Here is a 23,338-nt window from a genome sequence, read left to right as displayed (position 1 = left end):
GTCCAATCAGTAAGTATGTGGCCGTCATCCTATTTTCGTTGGTTAACCAAATCTGCCCCGATGGGCCCTGTTGAAATTTACCCAGAATTATCCGATTCGTATGAAACGAATCTACCTAACATTTTTATCATCGGTGATTTAACTGGTGTTCCACTACTAAAACTTGCTGCTGAAAGTGGGGTGAATGTTTGGAAACACATTCGTGAAAAAAAAGAAGATTGTTTGGATGTTGTGATCATTGGATCAGGACCTGCCGGCTTATCGTGTGCTTATGAAGGCAAACGATTAGGAAAAAAGTTTATTCTTCTAGAAGCAAATACTCCATTCCAAACCATTCAAAGTTATCCAAAACAAAAACCTATTTTCGCAGAACCGGAAGGATTAGATTCTAAATCTAGGATTAAAATTTCAGATTCGACAAAAGAAGATTTATTAGAATATTTGAATTCTCTAATCAAAGAAGATACAATCACAGTACAAACCGGGAAACGTGTTGTTTCCATCCAGCCAGAGGGCAATTTGTATATGGTGCAAACGGAAACAGGTGAATCGTTTCTCACTCATTCCGTTGTCATCGCAATTGGAAAATCGGGTGATCCAAAGAGATTGGGTGTGAAGGGGGAATCGAATCCATCTGTTTTTTATCGTTTTTTTGATCCTTATGATTCGAATGAAAAATCTGTTGTGATTGTTGGTGGCGGCGATAGTGCGGTCGAAGCAGCGATTGCCTGCTCACGTTATGCGAAGTTGGTAAACTTGGTATACAGAGGGAAAGAGCTGACACGACCGAAACAACAAAATAAAGAAGCATTGGAAAAGTTGGTTCGAGATGGAAAAATCAATCTCCAACTTGAATCAGAAGTCACTGAAATATATGATCAGAACTTATTTGTGAAAACGTCTGTAGGTTCGGCCAAAATCAAATTTGACCTGGTTTATATTTTGATTGGGAGTACGGCACCTACCCATTTTTTAAAAAAATTAGGTATTAAAATTCAAAATGAAAAATCACTTTCTGATTGGGTTGGATTTAGTTCTCTTTTTTCATTTGCAAGTGCTGCTTATTTTGGGAAGGCTTCTTTTTATGGGCCTGGATGGTTTTCGCCTTTAGCAACTGCCTTTGCTACCATTTCGTTTTTGTCTTTGTCCTTTTTTGTATACTTAAAATGGAATCTGAATCACCTGAAAATTTCTTCTTGGGTTTTGTTAAGAAACAGTTATCTACTATTTGTATTTTTTTACTTTCTCTACGTATACCTGTCTGCCACTTATTTTGGTTATACTCTTTTTGGCAAATATCCATCTTTCCACTATACAATGTTATACTCGCTAACTATTGTATTTTTTGGCATTAGAAGGATATTGGTTAGAAAAACTGAATATATCTTTTACCAAACGATAAGCTTAATTTTTGTCCAGGTTTTCTTTTTGTTTTTGTTGCCTGAATTAATTTTACCAACACTTGGTGATTTTGGTTATTTAGGAGCATCGAATGGATACATTCGAACAGAAATATTTCCGAACGATGCCTATTGGAAGGCTTATGGGTTTATTTTGGCATGGCCACTCAGTATGGGAGTATTGTATGATGGAGAGATCACTAATTTTTGGTTAGGTTACGGTCTTCTATTTAGTTTTGGGTTTATTCCTTTCCTTGTTTATCGATATGGTAAAGGTGCTTATTGCGGATGGATTTGTTCTTGTGGTGGACTTGCTGAAACTTTAGGAGATGAACATAGGCAGAAAATGCCTCATGGAAAATGGGCCTATAGATTGGAACATTCAGGGCAATACATTTTGGCTTTGGCATTTTTGTTAACAGCATTAAAATTAATTGGAGTTTACGGAAAAAATATAAATCCAGGTTTAGAAATTTCTGAAGTTATTGCGGATTCAATAAAATGGCTTTATGATCTCATCGTTGACATTGGGCTTGCTGGTGTTGTCGGAGTCGGTTTTTACTTCCTTTTTTCTGGAAGGATTTGGTGTCGTATGTTTTGTCCGCTTGCTTCTTTGATGCATATCTATACTCGTTTTAGTAGTTTTCGAATTTTTTCTGATAAAAAGAAATGTATCTCTTGTAACATTTGTACGAAAAATTGCCATCAAGGTATTGATGTGATGGGTTATGCAAGTAGGGGGATACCTATGGATAGCGTGCAATGTGTGCGATGTTCTGCTTGTGTATCTCTTTGTCCAACGGATGTTTTAGATTTTGGACGTTTGACTCCTTCTGGGATTCAGTATGATTCCCTTAAAGCAAAAACAAGGAAATAAACAACTGAACGCTTTAAGAAAAGATATTGAAGAACTATTTTGGGAAGGTGTGAGAAGTGCAACTCCCGAATATCTTTCTTCAGATTTTTGGAACCAACATTCTGATCTTTGTAAGATATTTACGAGCCCACTGAAGAAAAACTATGTATTTGCTCTAGGAAAAGCAGCTTACTCGATGGCATTGTCTTTTCAAAAGTTTTTTCCTGTTGAGGCTGGTTTTATCCTTACTAAGTATAACCATCTTCCAAAAGAAATCCAAAAAAGTGGAAGTATGGGGGAATGGAAGTGTAGAGTGGCAGCGCATCCAATACCGGATACAAATTCCGAATTATATTCACGAGAAGTATTGGATGAACTTTTACTATTAGGTGAAGATTATCAGTTAATTGTTTTATTATCTGGTGGAGGGTCTAGTCTTTTTGAAATACCAGAAAATGGATATCAGCTGAAAGATTTAGTTGAAATAAATGAAAATTTATTGAAGAGAGGGCTAACAATTCAAGAAATCAATGCGGAAAGAAAAAAATATTCTGCTGTGAAAGCAGGTAAACTCTTAAAAAAACTCAATTCAAAGTTAAAAGTATATACTTTTGCAATTTCTGATGTGTTAGGTGATGATCCCAATGTAATTGCTTCTGCACCAAGTTATCCAGGAAGTGAATATTATGTGATGGGGAATTTAACTTCTTCCCTAAAGGCCATTGAAAAAAAAGCTAATAGTATTGGTTATGAAGTCAAAACTATTTCCGATTCATGGGATTATTCAAGTGAATCAACTGCAAAAATAATCGTAAGTGAGTTATTCGGTGTTGGAGCAAATGGTAAAAAACAAGCCATTCTAATCGGAGGGGAACTTGTATGTCCGGTTTATGGAACGGGATTGGGAGGTCGTAACCAAGAAACGGCACTGCGTGTGGCCATCCTAACCGAAATCGCTCATCTGGATCGGGATTGGTTATTTCTTTCTTGTGGCACAGATGGAACGGATGGTCCAACGGATGCGGCTGGTGGAATCGTTGGGCCAGGATTTGCCCAAAAGATGAAGGAAAAAGGTTGGGATCCAAAAAAAGAATTATTAAATTCCAACTCCTATCCCATATTGAAAGATGTGGGGGCATTACTTTTTACAGGTGCTACCGGAACAAATGTCAATGACATATTGATTCTTTTGTTAGCGGAACGGAATTCCTAATTTTTTATTTTGTCCCGACCAATACAGTTGAAAGAATGGGTTTTGCCATCGACTAGTTCCGATTTTGGAACGAATGAGTTCTTCGTCTATTTTTTTCAAAACATTCACATGATCTTTTAAAAATCTCCATTGGACTTCTTCCTTCTTTTGGGGAGAAAGAAACTCTTTGGAATTATTTAAAATTGATTCCTGTAAGCCGATAAGTGCAGGAAGTAAAATCGATCGAACTGCTTGGTAATCAAAGTTGGATTTTCTTGCAATTGATTCGTGTAACCACCATAAAGTTTCTGAATAATTTTTGTTTGATGATAAACTTGAAGAATCAATGAAGTTTTTTGTTCCAAAATAAAATGGTTTAAACAAACTTAAACATGGTGTGGATGTTCCTGTATAAAATACCCTGAGTGGATCTTGGTTTGTTTCAGAGGTATCCCATTCAACAACCAAACTTCCATTAGTTTGGTTTGGTGTAGTGGGCCCTGTGGCATGCAAACATAATGATTTCATTGAGGAGGAAGACGGTTCAAATTCATCGTTTTCGATTGAATGGGTTTTTAAAGTATCCATAGCAAGTTTCGTTGTATAACTAGCGTATTCCTGCTCTAAACTTTCTGCAGTCTTTTGATGTAAATTTCGTCTGTCTTTGCAATGGCTCATATAAGTAAAAAACCGATCGCTAAAATGGTCTTTAAAAGAAAATTCTTGGTTCGAATTTTTTCGGAGTTTCTCTATTAAGTTAGGTGATGAATATTCAAAATCGGAACCGATGGTGAGTCCATTCGAAATGGCATAAAAAGAATCTATTTTTTTTGCTACCCAGTAACGATCCGCAGTTTCTAAGACATATCCATCTTTTCTATCGGCAATGATAAAGCTGTTATGATAAAAGAAAGACTGATTTTCATACCCTCCGCACGCATCTTGCCCGTAAGTTTCTAGTAATTCGGTAATCAGAAATAATCCATCTTTTGCAGATTTACATCTTTCTAAAGCCAAACGAATCAAATCCATTCCTGTTAACCCATTATTTTTTTTGGGTATTTTTAGATTGGTGAAGACTGCTTCATTGCCGATACAAAGCCCGAATTCATTCACACCCATCTCTGCACCCCACATGTGAAATGGTTTGCTCAAAAAAACTTCGTAAGTAACGGGAGTTTGTGGAATTTCAATGTACGTTGTACGTAATTTTGAACCTTTTTTATGTTCTAAACGAGGAACGTGGAGTATTGATTGTGCTTCGTTTGGTTCGCGATCCGAGTTTTTCGCAAAGATTCTTTTTTGAGTTTTGGTAAATTTTTCAGTGGCAAGAGAGGTATCGCACATTCTAGAATGTTAAACAGATTTTTTATAAAAAACAAGAGCAAATCAATTAAGAATATGCCTTCGATTCCAAAACAAATTTCAGAATACATCCTTATGGGTTTAACCCAGGAACAGGTTAAAAAAAACCGCACCAAATATGGTGCCAATGAAATCAGCTCTTCAAAGAAGAAAGGGATTTTTCAGATGTTCATTGGGGTCGTTACAGAACCAATGATTCTGCTTCTCATTTCCATCAGCATCGTTTATTTGCTTTTGGGTGATCGGGGTGAGGCACTTTTGTTGTTACTTTCTGTTGTCGGTATCATCACGATCACTTTTTATCAAGAGAAAAAAACAGAAACTGCTATCTCTGCTTTACGTTCTCTTGCAAGTCCAAGAACCAATGTCATTCGAGACAAACAAATCATTCGTATTGAAGGAAAAGATGTCGTTTATGATGATTTATTGATTTTGAACGAAGGGGATAGGGTTCCTGCCGATTGCGAGTTAATCTCCGATCGGATGTTTTCTTGTGATGAGTCTTTGTTAACCGGAGAGTCAGTCCCTGTTTCCAAATCGCAGTCCCAATCTGTTTTTTGTGGTTCGTTAGTTGTTAGTGGAGAGGGCGTTTGTCGAGTGAATGCTGTTGGGAATCACACAGAAATTGGAAAAATTGGACGTAAAATTGCGGATGAAACCGTTGGCCGAACATTACTCGAAATAGAGGTTGCACGTCTTGTGCGTAATTTATTCATTGTAGCGGCTTCTTTATGTGTCATTCTTGCTCTTTATTTCGGAATTGTAAAGAGCCAATGGTTGCATGGTCTTCTTTCTGGTTTGACGTTGGCAATCGGTTTGATGCCCGAGGAATTACCATTGGTTTTAACCATATTTTTTGCCTTAGGTGCTTTCCGTTTGAGTACGAAAAATGTATTGGTTAGGCGATCTTCTATTATCGAAACGTTAGGTGCAGCTACAGTTCTTTGTTCCGATAAAACAGGCACGATTACACAAAATAAAATGAAAGTTGGGATTGTTGTTACGAAATCCGAAACTGTCACTTTGCATCCAGAATCAAATCTTTCTGAAGATGTAAATAAACTATTACAAATTGCTTATTGTGCATCTAAACATCCGAGTTTTGATCCGATGGATATTGCAATTTCCGATTGTTTGGTTTCTTTTCATGAAGTAGAAGATTCGGCACTATTGTCTGTAAAGGATTTTCCTTTAACGCCTGACCATTTAACAATGGTTCGTGTAATAAAAGAAAAAAATGTCTACCATAGTTATGCTAAGGGTTCACCTGAGGCAATTTTTGATTTATGTCAATTTGATTCTATAGAATCAAATTTTTGGATAACAAAAACCAATGAATTGGCAAAAGACGGATATCGAGTTCTTGGTGTTGCCAAATCAAAAACGCCAGCTTTGGATGTTCCGGAAGATAGAAAACATGTTGAATATTTATTTTATGGGCTCCTAGCATTTTTAGATCCCATTCGTGAGATTGTTCCTTTGGCAGTTAAAACAGCATACGATTCCGGAATACGTGTGATTATGATTACTGGGGATTATCCAGAAACAGCCAAAAATATTGCAGACCAAATTGGATTAAAAGATTCGCATTTGGTTTATACAGGAAAGACATTGGCAAGTTTGAATAAAGCGGAACTGCAATCTGTCATCCGAACTTGTAATATATTTTCCAGGGTAAGCCCAGAAGACAAATGGCGAATCGTTCGTATGCTAAAAGCGGATGGGCAGATTGTTGCCATGACAGGGGATGGTGTGAATGATGCTCCTGCTTTGCGTACTGCCAATATTGGTGTTGCAATGGGGGAAAGAGGAACTGATGTGGCACGTGAAGCTGCCGACATTGTTTTGTTAGATGATTCTTTTTCTTCTATTTTGGAGTCAGTAAGGATTGGAAGACAAATTTTTGATAACTTAAAAAAAGCATTAGGATACTTGATTGGAGTTCATATTCCAATTGTCGGTATTACTTTTTTGCCCATTATTTTTGATTGGCCCATTGTTGTTTTATCGGCCATTCATATTGTATTTATGGAAATGGTTATTGATCCCACTTGTACAATTGTATTTGAAAGAGAATCGCAAGAATCTGATCTGATGAAAAGAAAACCGCGCGAAACTTCAGAACCGCTTTTGGATCGAGAATTATTTATCAATTCTTTGATCCAAGGAGCCATTTCTTTGTTATCCGTTGTGTCATCGTATTGGATCACAGAGTTGTTTTTGAAAGGAAACTCAGGCCCTCAGGTTGTGAGCACGGCGACTTTTGTTACATTAGTATTTTCGAATTTGTTCTTGATCCTTGCCAATCGTTCGCTCCATGAGTCGATGTGGAGTCGGATGCGGATACCTAATCCAATCATTCGTTTAGTTTTTGCGGGGACAATTGGGGTGCTTTTTTTGTCTATGTATTTGCCCGGTTTGAATGATATGTTTCATTTTGTGCCACTTAACTTTGTTCAGTTTTCTTCAGCGATACTGGTTGCATTTATTGGAGTATTGTTCTACGATATGACAAAAGTTTTGGTTTCAAAATTACTTCGTGGCTGACATGATCGTGGTCTGTTTCTAAACTTAGCAAAAGCTTATGATAGAACTCTTCTTTCCGAAAAAGTATTCTGCTCTTTGTTTGAAATCCGCCTTTTTTGGTTTTTTTGCCCATACAGGATTTGTGCGTGGTTTACAAGAAATTGGTTTTAAACCTGCGGTTGTCACAGGTTCAAGCTCTGGAGCAATGATCGGTGCGCTGTATGCGACTGGTCGAGAAATGGTCGAATTTGAATCTCTCATTTTAGGACTAAGAAAAAAGGATTTTTGGGAAGGAAATTCTTTGTCAATGCTTGGTCGATTGTTACGCAAAGGTTTAAATGGTTATAGTGGGGTACTTACTGGAAAAGCCACTCGCAAAATCTTATATCCTTATCTTGGAAATAAAAAGTTTTCTGACTTACCTATAAAATTAGGAATCGCAGTCTCAAATCTTTCAAAAAATAAGAGAGAACTGATCACTGAAGGGAACGTTCTAGATGCAGTGATGGGATCAATCGCATTTCCTTTTTTATACGAAGTACAAGAATTTCAGGGACAAGAATTTTTGGATGGTGGTATTGGTGATGGAGAACCAATCAAAGAACTTATTTTGGATCCAAGTATCGATCGTATTGTCATTCACCAAATCAACAATCATAGACCAGTGAGTCGAAATACCATGAAGCGTGCGTTAGATGCTTCAGTGCAAATCATCGAATCAGAAACAGAAGATTTAAAATCTTTGTTGGCAAAAGAAAAAGGAAAAAAACTAATTCGGTTAGAAACAAACACTCCTTATCTTTCACCAAATGACTTTTCAAAAGGTAAGTTTGCTCTAGCGGAAGGACGTGGAACTGCTTATCGGCATAGGGCAGAAATTTTGGGAGATTTGGAACTACCAGTATTTGGTTTTTTTAATCAGTAATTCAAATCATGGACATCCAAAAGAAACTCAACGTACTGATTGTTGAAGATTCCCTTGCTTCCTACAAAGCAATTGTATCTGTTTTACAAAACTTTGGGTTTTCCATATTTTCAGAAAGAGCTGAATGGAAATCAGAATTTGAACAAAGAATTAATGATGAAACTTGGGATATTGTGATCTCTGACTTTTATCTTCCTGATTTCGACGGTCGTTATGTGATCTCCAGAGTCAAAGAGATTAATCCAGAATTACCAGTGATCCTTATTACTGAATTTTTGCCGGAAGAAGCAGCTTCAGAATTTTTAAATTTAGGTGCAGCCGAATTTTTACCAAAATCTTCAATCATCAAACTGCCGTTTGTTGTGAATCGCGAGTTAGAAGCCTACCGCCTAAAACAGTCACAAAAAAAAGCATGGGATATGTTAGTTCATGGAGAAGAACTTTTAACACGTTCACAAAAAATTTCTCATCTTGGTCACTTCGAAGTAATTTTTCCTGAAAAAAATACTCTATGGTCTTTGGAGTTGTATAGAATTCTAGGGTTTGACTTTGCTGAAATTCCCTTGATGGAGAAAGTATGGGCCCTTCTGGATGAGGGAGAACAGGATCATATCAAAGTCGTTTGGGCTGATTTGCTGAAAGACAATCATTCTAAGGAAATGATTGTCACCTTAAACACAAAATCTGGCAGAAAAAAAGTAAACCTTTGGTTAGAAGCAGAAAAGTTTGAAGACTCAAGGTTTAGGATTTTTGGAACCATTCATGATATTTCAGATTTATCTGAATTAGAACATTCAATTCAGTTGAATGAACAGTTGTTTAAGGGTATTTTTAATAATTCTTCACAAGCAATTTTTCTTTTGGATTTACAAGGACATGTGATTCGTATGAATCGTAACGCTGTGATTTCTTTTGAAAGAGAGGAAACAGATGTCCAAGGTTTGGAATTGATTCGGTCTATTTTTTCGAATTCCGATGAAGAGTCTAAAAAAAAATTAATCTATGGGATGAAGTTGGCTTTAAAAAATCAAAGTTTCGAAGTATTTGTCAGTTATAATTTGTTAGATGGAAGAGAGAAATACTTTGATTGCGATTTTTATTCTTTAACAGACCCATCTGGAAAAATTTTATATATTGTTTTAGAAGCCAAAGACATCACGGAAAAAATTGTTTTAGAGCGTGCGTATGCGCAATCGCAAAAATTAGAAGCGTTGGGAACGTTTGCTGGTGGTATCGCCCATGATTTTAATAATTTACTCACTCCAATGTTGGCGTATGTTTCTTTTTTAAATTCAGAATGGTCGAAGGGTGCTACAAATGAAGCAATTCAAAAATCCCTTCCTGCGATAGAAGGAATTTCCAAGTCGTTGGATCGTGCAAAAAACTTAATCCAACAAATTCTTACTTATTCAAAAATAGACAATTCCATTTCCAAACAACTAGATCTTAGAGAAAACTTATTACAAGTTTTAAAAGAGGTGCGAACTGTATCTTCTAACCAAATTACTTTGTTTACCGACTTAGGAAATGAACCTGCTTATGTGAATGCGGATCCAATTCAAATATTTCAAATACTTTCGAACTTATATGAAAATTCAGTTTTTGCATTACAAGATATACCAAATCCAAAAATTACAATAACTCTTTCGAAAGTTTTATATGAAAAATCTGAATTACTTCATGTTGGATTTATGAAGAATACTGAGTATTGGAAGTTAGGTTTTGCTGATAATGGAGATGGAATCCCTCCTGAAATCATTGAAAAAATCTTTGATCCATTTTTCACCACCAAAGGTGGGAAAGGAACTGGTTTGGGGTTACCAATCATTTATGGAATCATGGTGAAGATGGGTGGAACAATCCTTGTCAATTCTTCGATTGGTAAAGGAACGGAATTCGATCTATATTTTCCTGCCTGGAAAGCTATGCTTTAATCAATTGACAAGATCATTCTTTTGTATTACCAAAGGATGATCCCATGAATCATTACTTCCAGAGAAAGCACTTCGAGTCCTTCTATCTAGGTTTTTTATGGGGACTTCTTGTATTACTTTTGCTCTCTTCATTTTTTTTCTTTTATCAAGTGTATGAAAGTCGTATGGATCGTGATTTATACGAAGACCAGAGCAGTTGGAATGCTCTGTTAAATCGCTATTCTTCTTATCTAAAAGATGCGGAAACCGGAGTACGTGGATACCTTCTTACTTCGGATCCTGAATTCTTGGAACCGTATAAAAATTCCCTCGTTCAAATGGAAAAACTTGAGATTTCTTTAAGAGAAGAATGCGAATTCGCATATAACGACGAGTTAGAATCCATCATTCGGGCCAATCATCTAAAACTTGAATACATTCAAAATTTTATAAAAAGTTTTCCCAAAAATCGACCCAAGAAAGCGGACTTTATTGAAAGTAAAAGACGAATGGATATCTTTCGCGAAGAAGTTCAATTGCTTTTAGACAAAAAATTAGAAAAAGAAAATTTAGAAAAAGATAGAAATCGTAAATTTACAATTCGATTGATCTCAATCTCAGGCGGATTGTTTTTTATTTTATCCTTACTTATATTATGGATGATCTTTGTATTAAAAAGAAATACTAGAATTTTGGTTGAGAAGGAACTAATTGAAGATCGTTTGTTTGAGATTGACGATTTGTATCAAAATTCTCCTGTTGGATTCCATAGTTTAGATGCAAATGGATATTTTGTAAAAGTCAATCGAACAGAGCAGGAATGGTTGGGATACACAGAAGAAGAATTGGTTGGAAAAATCAAATGGCCTGATCTTCTCTCTGAAGAGAGTAAACTAATCTTTCAATCGAATTTTCCTGTTTTTAAAGAGAAAGGTCGGATTGATAATTTAAGATTTGAAGTTATAAGAAAAAATGGTAGCTCGTTGTTTTTAAACGTATCTGCGACGGCTATTTATTCCAAAGATAACGAAATGATCAGGTCTCGTTCCGTTTCTTTGGATATCTCTCAAATGATTTTATATGAAAGAGCACTGATTGATTCCAGAATCCGAGCTGAGGATGCAAACCGTGCCAAGTCAGAATTCCTTTCTAACATGAGCCATGAATTGAGAACCCCACTGAATGCAGTGATTGGGCTTTCTATGTGGCTTATGGAAGACAATCCAAAACCAGAACAGATCGAATATTTAAAAAATCTGCGTTTCTCTAGTGAAACACTCCTTACGTTGATCAATGATATTTTAGATTTTAATAAAATTGAAGAACAAATGATAATCATAGAAGAAATTGATTTTAGTCTGAAAGATTTTATTAGCTCTGTTTGTTCTTCTTTTGAGATAAAAGCCAAAGAACAACTCCTATTGTTCCAAGCAGAAATCGATGAAAAACTTCCGGAAAGTATTTGTTTTGATCCCACTCGGATGTTGCAAGTTCTAAATAATTTATTATCGAATGCTGTGAAGTTTACAAAAATTGGAAAAATTACTCTTCGTGTTCATTTGGTTTCTAAAATCGGCAATGATGTAGTGATCCGATTTGAAGTAGAGGATACGGGAATTGGAATCGCTCCTGAGAAACTTAAATATGTATTTGAGAAATTCACTCAAGCAAGTGAAGATACAACCAGGAAATACGGTGGTTCTGGCCTTGGGCTTGCTATATCAAAAGGCCTTGTCGAATTAATGAAAGGTAATCTTGAATTAGAGTCGGAGTTAGGAAAAGGATCAAAATTTTCTTTTACGTTCCCATGTAAAATCGGGAAATCAAACACCAATAAACAGATTCATTCATTACAGGATTATTCTGATCTATCCGGCAAAAGAATTCTTATTGCTGACGATATTGAAATTAATCGTTCTATTGTGATTCGTTTTTTAAAACGCTGGGGTATTGAATCGGAAGAAGCAGATGATGGTGAAGAAGTATTACAAAAGCTTAGCAAAGGAAAGTTTGATTTAGTTTTAATGGATTTACATATGCCGAATATGGATGGTTATATGGCAACAAAACGAATTCGAGAAAACCTTAGTTGGAAAAATTTACCAATCATTGCTTTAACTGCTTCCGCACAACTGGAAACACAAGACAAAATTCGTTCAGTAGGAATGAATGACTTTATTTCCAAACCTTTTTATCCTAACGATTTGTTTCAAAAACTATCACACTGGATTGTTTCTTAAGTTTCTTTATCTAAAGAGATGGCTAATATTGTAATGTCGTCGTCCGAACGTTTTGACTTTTGGAATTTTTCTACTTCTGTGATCACTTGGTCACAGATCGTCTGCGGGTCTTTGTCGGCTAATGTTTGTAAAATGGCGAGAAACCTTTCTTCTCCAAAAAGTTCACCCGTTGTCGAATTTCTTGCTTCAATCACACCATCAGTAAATAAAATCAATGTACCGGATTTAGGGAGAGGTAGTGTTTTTTCGATTACTTGAGCTTCGATGTATTCGTTAATCGCCCGCCCTGGACTTGTGATATGTTCTATATGTCCATTCCGATCTAAAAAAATCATCGGGTGGTGGCCAGCATTGGCAATCTTCATGATGTTTTTTTCTGGATGTAGATAAACAAAAAAGGCACTTAAGAAATGTCCTGAAAGAGAACTAAGAAGAGATAAACGGATTCGTTCCGCTGCATAGGCTGGCCTTTCGAGTGAATCATCCCAGATTTGAAGGGAAACTTTTGTCATGGATGCTATCATTGCAGCAGGAATTCCATGGCCAGAAACATCGCAGAGAAATAGACCTATTTCATTTTCTTTGACAATGAATTGAACAAAGTCACCACCAATATCGGATGCGGGTGAATAACGAAACCCTAAAGCATAACCATTTGCATGTGTTCTTTTTTGTGGTAAAAGTCCACTTTGGAGTTTCTGAGCAATTTTTAACTGGAGGTCTAATTCTTGTTTTTCTTCTGTTGCTTTTCTGTAATCAGAAACCTTTAGAACCAAGGCCATTGACAAAAAGAATACTTCTATGGCGGAGCCTAATGGCAATGAATAGGAAGATAAATGAATGGGTTTGATGAAACCCTGAACAGTCAAGGTATTCAATGCGCCTCCAAGAAGAATGGAACCAAAAGCAAGTAGGAAAAGAATCACTTCTAGTTTTTTCTTACTTTTGATCACTGCCATAAGAGAAATGAAGAGGACTAGTAAAATAGGAATGATTACAAGAGAAACACCTAACTGGATGAAGCTTCTTAACTCTAAGAAAAAGATTGTAAAGATTAATGAGATTAATAATAGGATAAAACCTTTTGCAAGTTTGTTGACCTTGGGAAAGTTTTTTTCAGTTTCTAAAAATTCTATAGTAAAAAGTAGGCCAAAGACAGAAGTCAAATAGATCGTGATCGGAAATAAATAATTTTTCCAAGTATGCGAATTTCCAATTTCAATGTATTGCATAAATCCAGTGGAAAACGAATTAATCAAGAGAACCGTTGCTAAATAGAAGAAGTAAAAGAAAAATTTCCGGTAACGCAAAGTATTCGCTAAGAACAGACTGAATAAAAACATCATAAAACCTGCGCCAAAATATGCAGCGAAGAATATATCTTGTTTTTTCGAAAAGGCGATGAAACTTCGTGAATTATAAATAGAAACAAAATTAAAGATTGGATTTGCTGAATTAATTTTTACGTATATCGTTCGTGTCTCATCGGGTGAGAGAGTCATCGGGAATGCGGGTATGTGGGAGTATATCGGTTTGTTTCTTTGTAGAACTTGTTCTCCGGAAACTTGTGTAATCCAGTTTCCTTTCACTTGTGCATGTAGTTCAAAAACATCTACGACTGGACTTGAAAAGTGCAAAAAAAAGGTATGGGGTAAATTTCCATAGTGGATCAATGTAATTCTCAACCAAAGCGGATCTTTCACTTGTGAAAAAGAGATAGTTGCTTTCGGATTTGGTCGCCAAACAGTATCCTCTCTTAAAACTCTGTCCAAACTAGATTCTTGTTCAGGAACTACGACATACTCAAAATATTTGCCTATGTCCCTGTAGTTTTTTGATTCTTCGATGGAAAGAGGAAAGGCCCAAAGAGGGGAATGAAACCAGAAAATGCTAGCAAAGAGGAGAATCCAATACTTTCGGGTTCTTAGTGAAGGCAGAACCTGGTCCGCTTTTTGATTTTGGCAGTTCCTTCCGGCCTCGTTTGAAGGAAATTTAGATAGATTGAGGAAAAAAGAAAGCCAGTTTCGAAACATTCGCACTATAATAGGACGAGGATAGGCGAAAGAAAGTGATTTTCCATGAAAAAACTTGTAACAAGAACGAGGAATTGGCAGTCGAATGATTAGAGTGCTAAAATAGGGGAGACACGATGAAACAGTATGATTCCAACGTCCAAGGAGCTTTGGACATTGCGCAAACAGAGGCCATGAGGAGACAGAATACAGAAATTACTCCTTACCATTTGGTTTGGGGATTTATGACCCTACCGACTTCCGTTTCGGGCAAAACATTAATTAAGTATAAATCAACAGTAGATGAATTTTTAAAAAAGCAGGCCCGCGCCTCTGGAGAGATTCCCTTTGAGTCCCTAAGGACCTCACCCAAGTTGGCCCAATGGTTTACAATGGCATCCTCTCGCGCTGCCGAAAATGGGCGAGAGGAGCTGAAAGAGGCTGACTTTCTTAAATTTTTGCCGCAGGTCCTTCCTGAGTTAAAGATCAATTATGAAGATTTACAAGTGAAGGAAACAGATGAAGAGGTACCTAACTTTCTCGTGAATTTGAATGATTTGGCAAGGGAAGGAAAATTAGATCCTGTCATTGGAAGGAGTAAAGAAATTCGTTCAGTGATGGAGATTCTTGGCCGAAGGTCAAAAAACAATCCTGTGTTAGTTGGTAGTGCAGGTGTTGGTAAAACTGCAATTGTGGAAGGATTAGCAGAGCAGATAGTCAAAGGTAGAGTGCCAGACGTACTCAAAGGAAAAACCATTTACTCTTTGGATATGGGCCAACTGATGGCTGGAACAAAATATCGTGGTGAGTTTGAAGAAAAGTTAACTGCTTTACTTCGTTATATCAAAGGACAATCGGGAGAAGCCATCCTCTTTATTGATGAGATTCACCAATTGGTGGGTGCTGGTAAAACCGATGGGGCTATGGATGCCGCCAATCTTTTGAAACCGGCTTTGGCGCGTGGCGAATTACATTGTATTGGTGCAACCACTCAGGATGAATTTCAAAAATACATTTTGGGAGACCAAGCATTAGAAAGAAGGTTCCGTGCAGTTCCAGTCAATGAACCTAGCAAAGAAGATGCTATTGAAATTCTTATGGGTATCCGCGATAAACATGAAATTCATCACGGGATAAAAATTTCTGATGAAGCAATTTATGCATCAGTGCTTTTGTCTGACCAATATATTACCGATAAATTTTTACCAGATAAAGCAATTGATTTGGTAGATGAAGCTGCATCTGCTTTAAAACTTTCGGCTGAGGCAATGCCTACGGAACTTGTAGAGTTGGAAAGTGAAATTCGTTCCAAAAAAATCTTTGCTCAAGTAGAAAAGAAAAACGAAGAGATTTTAACGGAAATCGAAAGTTTAGAAAAAAAATTCGAAGCTGGTAAAGCTCTTTGGGAAAAAGAAGTAAACTCTTTAAAACAAATTGCTTCTATCAAAAATAAAATCGATCGAGTGAAGTTTGATTTGGATGCAGCCCAACAAAGAGCAGACTATACAGAAGCTTCCCGTTTGAAATATGCAGTCCTTCCTGAATTGGAAAAAGAACTAAGCAATTTCCAAAATAGTTGGATTTTAGAAAGAAATCACATAGCGGCTGTTATTTCGCGACAAACTGGGATTCCGGTAGAAAAGATCCTAAAAACGAAACAGGATAATTTGCTTCATTTAGAAGAAGATTTGAATACTGTCGTTTATGGTCAGAAAGAATCCATTCGAGAGATTGCAGATACTCTTCTTACTTCTTATGCAGGAATATCTTCAGAATCAAGACCACTTGGATCTTTTTTGCTAAAAGGACCTACTGGTGTAGGAAAAACCGAAACGGCCAAAGCAGTTGCAAAATTTCTGTTCGATCAGGAAACCAATTTAGTACGTCTAGATCTCAGCGAGTATTCGGAAAAACATTCTGTTGCGAAACTCATTGGGGCACCTGCTGGTTACGTTGGTTATGATGAAGGCGGAATTCTTACAGAAGCAATTCGAAGAAAGCCATACTCAGTAGTTCTCTTTGATGAAGTGGAAAAAGCACATCCTGATTTTTCTGACATACTACTTCAAATTTTGGATGAAGGTAGATTAACAGATAACAAAGGTAGAACTATAAATTTTAAAAATACCATTGTCATTTTGACTACAAATTCGAAAAACATTGAGATGGATTTTAAGCCAGAAGTTTTGGGACGATTGGATGCGATTCTAACCTATCATTCGTTAGATTCTTCGATCATGGAAAAACTAATCGAAAAACAAGTTCGTCAGTTGAATGAACGATTGAAGGTAAAAGGGATTGTCATCAAACTTTCGGAAAGCACTGAACATATTTTGCGAGAACAAGGTTTTGACCCAAAATTTGGTGCAAGACCCCTTGGAAGTGTATTCAACCGAATTGTCAATCGTCCTTTAGCGAAAGAAATTTTAGCAGGTTCCATCGGCGAAGGAACTTATCGAGCCGATTGGAATGGGGAACAATTACAATTTGCATCCATTCCCGAGCCTGTCGGATCCAAACGATAGAATTTCAAAAGTTTGGAGTGAGTCCCAGGATAGTACTTCTATCCTGGGATTTTTTCAGTCTAAAATCTACACTATGACAAATCTTAAAATTTCTTCTGCTTTGAAATCCAACCAATCGGTTTCCGTCCCCCAGTTGGGACTTGGAGTTTGGAAAGCTCGTCCGAAAGAATGCCTGGATGCGGTAAAATCAGCTTTATCTTTAGGATACCGCCATATTGATACGGCTGCTATCTATGGAAATGAGTCGGAAGTGGGTGCTGCAATCAGAGAAAGCGGTGTGAAGCGCAGTGATATTTTTCTTGTAACAAAACTTTGGAATGCTGACCAAGGTTATGATTCCGCCTTACGTGCGATAGATGTTTCGTTAAATAAATTGGATACTGAATATATTGATATGTATTTAATTCATTTCCCCGTCTCAGGGAAAAGAAACGAATCTTGGAAGGCTTTAGAAAAGATAAAAGCAGATGGAAAAGCGAAATCCATTGGGGTCAGTAATTTTATGGTTTCACACCTGGAAGAACTATTAAAAGAAACCGGGACAGTACCTGCAATGAATCAAGTGGAATATCATCCTTTTTTACAAGACATCGAGTTAAAAGAGTATTGTTTAAAAAAAGGAATTATACTCGAGGCGTACAGTCCTCTTGCTCACGGGCAAAAGTTAGAAGATCCTCGGATCACGAAATTGGCAAATCGTTATCAAAAATCAAATGCTCAAATATTAATCCGTTGGTCTTTACAAGCAGGTCATGTGGTAATTCCAAAATCAAAAAATCCTATTCGTATTAAAGAAAATGCGAATGTATTTGATTTTGTTTTATCGGACGAAGATATGTTGGAAATTTCCAGTTGGAATGAAAACTTCCGAACTTGTTGGGATCCCACCACTGTGGATTGATGGAACCCGATCCATTATCCATTGGGTGATCTTTCTTATTTTTTAGAAAAAACTAGGACGGCCGACTGACGGTTGTCCTTGGTTCCTAAATAACCATAACCAAAAGGAAAGGGAAGAGTATTGTCATTTGAGTGATCACTTAAACTTTTTAGCTCTGGTTGGGCTTCTGGAGTAACAGCTCCAGATAAATTCCAGGATTTCTCATACCTTCCAAAAACTTGACGATTCCAAAGATTCTCTGGAAAAAATCTAATAGGAAAGCCTGATTCATCTTGGACTATAAACTCTGCATTCTGTAATAGAAGTTCTCTAAATAATTTTCTTTTTTCACCATGAAATAAATATTCAGCTGACTTCGTAAAAATTCCAATATTAGAAAGATTCGAAAAGTATTCATATAAACCATCACCAGAAGTTCCTTCATTCCCAATCAAAAATATTTTAAAGTATGTAAGTGATTCTTGTTTTTTTTGTTTAGTATCATAAAGGGAGATCGTAAATCCCTTGTAAGTAATGCCTTTCCCTTCAATCGTTTCTTCTTTTGAATCAAGAATTTCTTTTCCCATTCGGCGAAGGAATGCAACAAATACGGGGTAAGCACCATTGAGTTCTTTTTTCTTAGTTTCTTCTTTCATTTTTCGGTAAGTAAAGTAATTTCTACCGGCCAGATGATCAGAAAGATTCCTGATTCCTTGTTTTACGATTTGTTTTTCTTTTTCTGAAAGTATACTGTATTGATTTGGATACCCAGGATCTTCTAGTCCAAAAAGAATATAACGATCGGCATTGGGATAAAATGAAAAAAGGTTTAAGACATCAATTCCACTAAATGGGTAAACAACCGTTTTTACTTTTGGTTGGTAGTTTTTTCCTTTCAGGTAGTCGGTGATTGTATCCTTAGTAGTCGTTAGTTTTTTCCAACTTAGATCCATTTCATTTTTATGAAGAAGATCTGAGTCAGTAAAACCAGCCCATTCATCATAAATGTTAGTTTCTGCAAACGCGATTTCTGTTTTCTTTTCTTGGAGTTGGCATTGGAGGGTTAAAAAAAATAAGCTAATGATTAATTTCTTCGTCATATCTTGTCGGTAGGTTTGTATGGAAATCAGCGAGGCTATCGATAAAGTACTAAATGCAAAGAAGGAGTTGGAAGCTGCCTGGGATGGGAACCCATTACCTTCTTTTGTTTTAGACAATCATCTTAAGATCCTCAGATGCAATGCTTCTGCAACGGAACTTTTTCAGACATCTTTTTTTCATCTCTTAGGTAAGGATTTCGTTGCACTATTTTGGAAAGAAGAAATCCAAGAGGAGATCCGTTACTCTTTGGTTCGTCGGTCAGAAAAGTCCTCTTTCCCGGTTATCTTGTCTCGTTTGGAGGGTTCCTTCCAATTACTTTCTCAATCCATTTCGGAAGACCGGAGCGTTGTATACATTGTAAATCTAGATACAATTCGTGTTCCTGAAAATCGAGAGGAAGAGGTTCGACTTAAATTAGCATTAGAAAGTGGGCAAAGTGGCGTTTGGGATTTTTCTCTTCGTCTTGGTAAGGCTTATTTTAGCCCAGAATATTCGAGGATGTTAGGGTTTGAACCGGAACGTTTCCCGCAAAATTTTTCACATTGGGAGACATTGGTCCACTGGGAAGACCGTGAACAAATTCGATCCTTATTTGAAAACTATCTGAACGGTTCCCTTGATTCTCATGATTTAGAAATTCGAATGTTTACTAGATCTGGAAAAACCATCTGGGTTTGGAGTCGTGGTAAGGTAGTGGAAAGAGACGAAAATGATCTACCAGTTCGTGTGATTGGAACTCATATTGATATAACAGAACGTAAAAAAACAGAAATCAGAACTGAAGCTGTGATTGAGATCGGTCAAAAAAGTTCTCTTATGGAAAGAGAGGAAAGCATTTTACTTTTGGCGTTACGTTATTCCTTACAACTAACGGAAAGTAATTGGGGTGTTGTTCGTATTTGTCGCGACGGAGTTGTCGTTAGAGAATCTGGGCTTTATACGATGAGAGACCAATCTAATTCAGTCTTTATGCCCATAGATTCCACAACTGTATTACCTGGCACGATTCGGGAATTACCCCTTAAATTCAATATAAAAGACAATGAATCGGTAGAATTAACTCTTTATAATAAAAGAACAGAGTATGAGAGTATCGATTTTAAAGAAGTGGAATTGCTTGGTACAGAACTAGTTCATATACTCATTCGCAAAAGAACTGAAGATTTGCTTTTAGCAAGTGAGTGGAATTTGCAATCAATCGTTGAATGTTCTCCGAATGGAATATTAATTTTGGTTGAAGGTAATATCCAATTTTATAATCGAAGTTCTGAAATCCTTCTTTCGCAGAACAAAAATCAGATGAGAAATAAAAAAGTGTCTGAGATTTTTGGTTTTTTGAATGGGGAAGATCCTTTTGAATTTATTCAATCTCTTTCGAATAACGGATTTGCTCCTGATCAAAACGTTGTAGAAAAAAATATAATTCTTTCGAATGGCCAAAAAAAATGGATTAGTTTTTGGGCGATAGAGATCATATATAATGGAGAAGTTTCTATTTTAGTTTATCTAAATGATCTTTCAAAGTCAAAAGATACAGAGATACAATTGTTACAAAGTGAAAAGTTGGCAACCATCGGTCAATTGGCTGCGGGAGTAGCGCATGAGATAAACAATCCAATGGCGTTTATTTCAAGTAATTTGGAAACGATGAAGCGGTATCACAAACAGCTTGCGGTAGTAATGGAAAATGTCCATTCGGTGCTTAAAAAAAATAATACGGATCCTACGATATCAAAAATTCTAACTGATTGGGATCGTTTTGATCTATCGAATGTTCTTTCTGATACATCTGATATTTTGGAGGAGTCAATTGACGGTGCTAGTCGTGTGGTTGAAATCGTTCGTAATATTAAAAGTTTTGCTCATGTAAATAAAGAAGAAAGTTTTATACAGTGTAATTTGAACGAGATAATCAATTCCGCCATTAATATTAGTCATCATAATATAAAATACGATAGTGTGGTTGAGTTTTCTTTTGATAAACATCTACCTGAAATACCGTGTCATCCACAAGAGATTGGTCAGGTGATTATTAATTTACTTGTGAATGCTGGCCACGCAATCGAAGAAAAGAAAAACCATGGTTTATTTCCTGACACGCAGGGGGAAAAACCAGGAAAAATTGAAATCAAAACTAGATGTATTTGTTCTGAGAATAACCAACAATTTGCTGAAATTAAAATTAAAGATAACGGGATAGGAATTCCAGAAGACATTCAGTCAAGAATCTTTGATCCATTTTTTTCAACCAAGGAAACTGGGGAAGGAACGGGTCTTGGTTTGTCCATCAGTATGGATATCATTCGAAAACATAAAGGAAAAATAGATGTAGAAAGTATACGTTGTGAAGGCACAACTTTTTCGATATTGTTACCAACAAATCTGGAGGATTAGTATGGTTCCGAATAGTATAGACCAATTGATACAAGAGGTAGAGTCCCAGGCAACGGAACTTTCAAAAGACGAGAAAGTTTATAAAATAGTAATGGTAGATGATATAAAATCAATTTCATCTTCCATGAAACGAGAGTTAACCTTTGTTTCTCGTAAATTAGATAATGTCAAATTGTCTATTGTCGATATTCAAGATCCGGAAATTGCCTATGAATATTTACAAAAGTGTAAACCTGATCTTCTGATTTCTGACGTTAAGATGCCATACCTAACGGGCGATAAATTAGTGGAAGCGGTAAAGAAGCTATATCCAGATTTACCAGTGATTGTTGTAACAGGCTTTGCCACTAAGGAAAACATTCTATCCGTTTATAAATCGGATAAAAATAGTATCATTTTATCAAAGCCATGGGAACCGGAAAGGCTCGTTGGTGCCGTAAATCAAATGTTAGGAACTAATTTTCAGTGGAATGATTGATCGTTTTTAGTTTTAGCAAAAAAAAACCGGCCCGGGAAACCCCGAACCGGTCAATGGTTCCTAAAAAGAAAGCCGAATGGTTTTATTCTCCAACAGCAATATCTACTTCTGCTTCGGTAGAGAAACTAACAGGTTGTTTAGATTTTGTTTCTTTAGTTTCCTTAGGGTCCCTTTCAATGGATTTCACTTCTCTGGTTTGGATTTTGGATTGGTCCATGAGTGGGAGGCTATTGAGATCTCGAACTTGGTTTTCAATTTTAAATGCGATATCTGGATTTTCGAGAAAAAAGTTTTTCACTTGTTCCTTTCCTTGTCCGATTTTCTCTCCACCGTAAGAATACCAAGAACCTGCTTTTGCAACTAGGTCGTGGCGAACCGCTAGATCAATGAGAGAACTTTCTCTGTTGATTCCGTTCGCATACATGATGTCAAACTCTGCTTGTCGGAAAGGAGGAGCGCATTTGTTTTTTACAACTTTCACTCGCACACGGTTACCAACAGGTTCTTCTTTTTCTTTTAGAGTTTCGATGCGACGAATGTCCAATCGAATGGAAGCATAGAATTTTAACGCGTTTCCACCAGTAGTGGTTTCAGGACTTCCAAACATAACCCCAATCTTCATACGGATTTGGTTGATGAAGATGACAGTGGTATTGGATTTTGAAATGGTTCCCGTGAGTTTACGGAGGGCTTGGGACATCAGACGCGCTTGGAGTCCCATGTGAGAATCTCCCATATCTCCTTCGATCTCGGCCTTAGGAACAAGTGCGGCTACAGAGTCGATGACGATGAGATCGATGGCGTTGGAACGAACGAGTGATTCACAAATTTCCAGAGCCTCTTCCCCATTATCTGGTTGGGCAACCAGTAGGTCGTCTACATTGACCCCTAATTTTTTAGCATAAGATGGATCTAAAGCATGTTCCGCATCAATGAAGGCAGCAATGCCTCCTTTTTTTTGCGTTTCTGCAATCGCAGAAAGAGTGAGTGTTGTTTTACCAGAAGATTCTGGTCCGTAGATTTCTACGATACGACCGGAAGGAAACCCGCCTATCCCCAAGGCAATGTCTAAATCCAAAGATCCAGTGGATACAACGTTCATTTCTGCCATACGTGTATCGGCACCAAGGCGCATGATGGAACCCTTACCGAATTGTTTTTCGATTTGGCCGAGCGCTGCATCAATTGCCTGCTTTCTTTGGTCGGTTTCTTTTTCTTGAGCCTTGTCAGCTTTCTCTTTTTTCATGAATCAAACGTTCTCCTAAAATCGGTGTTCCGAAAGACTAGGTAGGGGACTGGGTCAGTTGGTTCCAAAAAAACTCTTATGAACCGACTCTCTCAAGGATGAACCCATCCCTTCCGAATTCCACTCTTTTTCTCTTCCGGACTGGCTTCATTATGCATGAGACCTGGGACAAATTAGAAAGGTGAGGGAATTTTTTCTGGATTATGTCTTTTTTTGTCGTTTTCAACACTAAACAAAATGTAAGTACTTGTATAGTATTTTTTTGCCGTAGGAGAAAGAAAACTT

14 protein-coding genes are annotated in these 23,338 nt (G+C 36.9%); 10 read left to right on the top strand and 4 right to left on the bottom strand.

Annotated elements, in window-relative coordinates; all coding sequences use genetic code 11:
• The first annotated feature begins 15 nt into the window (after positions 1–15).
• The gene (locus CLV96_RS17125; protein WP_040917059.1) at positions 16–2,277 is read left to right on the top strand and encodes an NAD(P)-binding domain-containing protein; all 2,262 of its coding nucleotides are present in this window, start codon (positions 16–18) and stop codon (positions 2,275–2,277) included.
• A complete protein-coding gene (locus CLV96_RS17120; RefSeq protein ID WP_004786453.1) occupies positions 2,246–3,469 on the top strand; it encodes a DUF4147 domain-containing protein in 1,224 nt (407 codons plus the stop codon). The genes CLV96_RS17125 and CLV96_RS17120 overlap by 32 nt, the downstream gene beginning before the upstream one ends.
• On the opposite strand, the gene CLV96_RS17115 is transcribed toward CLV96_RS17120, so the two are convergent.
• Positions 3,449–4,795: a C69 family dipeptidase gene (locus CLV96_RS17115; protein WP_004785858.1), complete on the bottom strand. Its 1,347-nt coding sequence runs from the start codon at positions 4,793–4,795 to the stop codon at positions 3,449–3,451. The genes CLV96_RS17120 and CLV96_RS17115 overlap by 21 nt on opposite strands.
• Positions 4,796–4,849: 54 nt before the next feature.
• On the opposite strand from CLV96_RS17115, the gene CLV96_RS17110 reads away from it, so the two are divergent.
• The 4 genes from CLV96_RS17110 to CLV96_RS17095 are packed head-to-tail and all read left to right on the top strand — an operon-like array spanning position 4,850 to position 12,417.
• Positions 4,850–7,360: a cation-translocating P-type ATPase gene (locus tag CLV96_RS17110; protein WP_004787418.1), complete on the top strand. Its 2,511-nt coding sequence runs from the start codon at positions 4,850–4,852 to the stop codon at positions 7,358–7,360.
• A gap of 37 nt (positions 7,361–7,397) precedes the next feature.
• Entirely contained in the window at positions 7,398–8,264 is an 867-nt protein-coding gene (locus tag CLV96_RS17105; protein ID WP_004787104.1) for a patatin-like phospholipase family protein, read from the top strand.
• Positions 8,265–8,272: 8 nt separating this feature from the next.
• Complete coding sequence (locus CLV96_RS17100) at positions 8,273–10,198, top strand: hybrid sensor histidine kinase/response regulator (RefSeq protein WP_004787748.1); 1,926 nt, start codon at positions 8,273–8,275, stop codon at positions 10,196–10,198.
• A 44-nt stretch (positions 10,199–10,242) separates the two neighbouring features.
• Positions 10,243–12,417 carry an ATP-binding protein gene (locus tag CLV96_RS17095; RefSeq protein ID WP_004784241.1) on the top strand — a complete coding sequence of 725 codons (2,175 nt, stop codon included), beginning with the start codon at positions 10,243–10,245 and terminating at the stop codon, positions 12,415–12,417.
• Here the strand turns inward: CLV96_RS17095 and CLV96_RS17090 are convergent.
• Entirely contained in the window at positions 12,414–14,450 is a 2,037-nt protein-coding gene (locus CLV96_RS17090; RefSeq protein ID WP_004785553.1) for a SpoIIE family protein phosphatase, read from the bottom strand. The genes CLV96_RS17095 and CLV96_RS17090 overlap by 4 nt on opposite strands.
• A 116-nt stretch (positions 14,451–14,566) precedes the next feature.
• Between CLV96_RS17090 and CLV96_RS17085 the strand changes: the two genes are divergently transcribed.
• Together CLV96_RS17085 and CLV96_RS17080 are read left to right on the top strand one after the other, a co-directional pair.
• Positions 14,567–16,954 carry an ATP-dependent Clp protease ATP-binding subunit gene (locus CLV96_RS17085; RefSeq protein ID WP_004786478.1) on the top strand — a complete coding sequence of 796 codons (2,388 nt, stop codon included), beginning with the start codon at positions 14,567–14,569 and terminating at the stop codon, positions 16,952–16,954.
• A gap of 73 nt (positions 16,955–17,027) precedes the next feature.
• On the top strand, positions 17,028–17,855 hold the full coding sequence (locus CLV96_RS17080; protein WP_004787404.1) for an aldo/keto reductase: 828 nt from the start codon (positions 17,028–17,030) through the stop codon (positions 17,853–17,855).
• 35 nt (positions 17,856–17,890) lie between these two features.
• Here the strand turns inward: CLV96_RS17080 and CLV96_RS17075 are convergent, their stop codons facing one another.
• Positions 17,891–18,934 carry a hypothetical protein gene (locus CLV96_RS17075; protein WP_004784791.1) on the bottom strand — a complete coding sequence of 348 codons (1,044 nt, stop codon included), beginning with the start codon at positions 18,932–18,934 and terminating at the stop codon, positions 17,891–17,893.
• A gap of 19 nt (positions 18,935–18,953) precedes the next feature.
• Here CLV96_RS17075 and CLV96_RS17070 point away from each other — a divergent pair, with 19 nt between their 5' ends.
• The gene (locus tag CLV96_RS17070) at positions 18,954–21,329 is read left to right on the top strand and encodes an ATP-binding protein (protein WP_004785664.1); all 2,376 of its coding nucleotides are present in this window, start codon (positions 18,954–18,956) and stop codon (positions 21,327–21,329) included.
• 1 nt (position 21,330) lies between these two features.
• A complete protein-coding gene (locus CLV96_RS17065; protein ID WP_004786825.1) occupies positions 21,331–21,807 on the top strand; it encodes a response regulator in 477 nt (158 codons plus the stop codon).
• An 82-nt stretch (positions 21,808–21,889) separates the two neighbouring features.
• On the opposite strand, the gene recA is transcribed toward CLV96_RS17065, so the two are convergent.
• Entirely contained in the window at positions 21,890–23,053 is a 1,164-nt protein-coding gene (gene recA / locus CLV96_RS17060; protein WP_004784349.1) for a recombinase RecA, read from the bottom strand.
• Between the last annotated feature and the right edge of the window lie 285 nt (positions 23,054–23,338).

The sequence above is a fragment of the Leptospira meyeri genome (assembly GCF_004368965.1).
Lineage (GTDB): Bacteria > Spirochaetota > Leptospiria > Leptospirales > Leptospiraceae > Leptospira_A > Leptospira_A meyeri.
The sequence above is the reverse complement of the archived record's forward strand: the minus strand, read 5'-3'. Positions and strand labels throughout refer to the sequence as shown.